2 protein-coding genes are annotated in these 1664 nt (G+C 57.4%); one reads left to right on the top strand and one right to left on the bottom strand.

Annotated features, from left to right (window positions below):
• A partial coding sequence (locus ACOVRA_RS03270; protein WP_421719038.1) for a TonB-dependent receptor plug domain-containing protein occupies nt 1–706 on the bottom strand: 706 nt, incomplete at its 3' end.
• A 258-nt stretch (nt 707–964) separates the two neighbouring features.
• Here ACOVRA_RS03270 and ACOVRA_RS03265 point away from each other — a divergent pair.
• On the top strand, nt 965–1664 hold a 700-nt coding region (locus ACOVRA_RS03265; protein WP_421719037.1), incomplete at its 3' end, for a UDP-N-acetylglucosamine 1-carboxyvinyltransferase.

Below are 1664 nucleotides of genomic sequence, written 5' to 3'. Positions count from 1 at the left end.
GTTGGATATATTTCACATTGACTTGGTCATGGTTCTGCTCGCCCACGCCCTTCCATTTGTCCTGCTTGGTGCTGGCGACCGATACATAGCCTTTGCCGCCGCCCAAAGCGTCGAGCGTGCCAGTATCAATGCGGGCGAAGATGCGCTGTAGCGAGTCGCTACCGCCCGACAGGTTCACTTGCCCACCAAAGTCATCGCTTGGCTTGCGGGAAATGAATTGCAATGTGCCGCCGAGATTGGATGAGGAGGCGGTGCCGAGTGCGCCTGCACCTTGGCTTAGTTCAACGCGACCGATGTTCTCAGAGATGGTGGCGCGCGAAATGTGCAAGCCATTGTGGTTGCCATAGCTCATGTCGCCCAAGGGTACGCCGTCGAGGGTGAAGCCCATTTGGTTCTGATTGAAGCCACGCACCGAAATACGGGTCGACCACTCGTAATTGCCCAGCGCATCGGCGGATTGGAAGTTGACGCCTGGCAGGCGCTCAATCGCCTTCAACGGGCTGATGCCGGGGGCGGAGAGGGCGATGGCGGCAGACGTCACAGATTGGGTTTGGCGCGAGCTGGCCGAGCCATAGACCACAATGGTTTCGACTTCTTGTTCGGCTTTTGGTTCGGTGCTTGCGGGTGTTGTTTGTGCCATCGCAACGGGTGCGGCCAACAGGCTGGCCAAGCTAACTGAAGCGAACATCAAATATTTGAGACTCATGTTTTTCCCCTTTGAACCGAACAAGTCGGTCATTGGGGTGCGGCTTAGGTGTGCATCGTGACGAACGCGCAACGCATTGGTTACAGTTTCAAAAATCTTCGGTAACAGCCCTGTCACATGGGAGTGGGGTCGGTGCTGTGCAGAACGGGCCTGTGTTTCCCCATCAGAAGCCTGTTGGATACACCGCTTCGCCTTGAAAAAAGCCGTGAGCTTGTCATAAGCGGATGTCACACTTTCACGTGTTAGAAAAGAAGCATTATGGACCGTATTGCCCTTGTCGGCGGGACACAGCTGAAAGGCTCTATCCCCATCTCCGGCGCTAAGAACTCTGCCCTTAAATTGCAGGCCGCCAGCCTTTTGACGCGTGAGCCTCTGGTTCTGACCAATATGCCAGAGCTGGCCGATACGCGCTTTATGATTGAGCTGTTGGAGCAATTGGGTGTGACGTGCTTTTGGCCGAAGGGCAGCGGACGCTTGTCCCTGCACGCCGAAGATCTGACCAGCACCATCGCCCCTTACGATCTGGTGCGGAAGATGCGCGCGACATTTAATGTGCTGGGTCCGCTTCTGGCGCGCGTTGGCCATGCGACCGTGTCTTTGCCCGGTGGCTGCGCCATTGGTGCCCGCCCGGTTGACCTTCACCTCAAGGCCTTTGAGGCCATGGGGGCCGATATCGTCATCGAGGGCGGCTATGTGAAAGCTGCCGCTTTGCGCGGTCTTAAGGGCGCGAAGATCGTGTTCCCCTTTGTCTCGGTTGGCGCGACGGAGCATGCGATGCTGGCGGCCACTTTGGCCAAGGGCGAGACCGTGCTTGAGAATGCGGCGCGGGAGCCTGAGATCGGCGATATCGCCCATTGCTTGGTTGCCATGGGCGCTCAGATTGAAGGCATCGGCACGTCCACCTTGCGCATCCAAGGTGTGGATGAACTCAAAGGTACGACGTGGAGTGTGATTCCAG

Source organism: Aquidulcibacter sp., from assembly GCF_049239865.1.
Classification (GTDB): Bacteria; Pseudomonadota; Alphaproteobacteria; order Caulobacterales; family Aquidulcibacteraceae; genus Aquidulcibacter.
The sequence above is the reverse complement of the archived record's forward strand: the minus strand, read 5'-3'. Positions and strand labels throughout refer to the sequence as shown.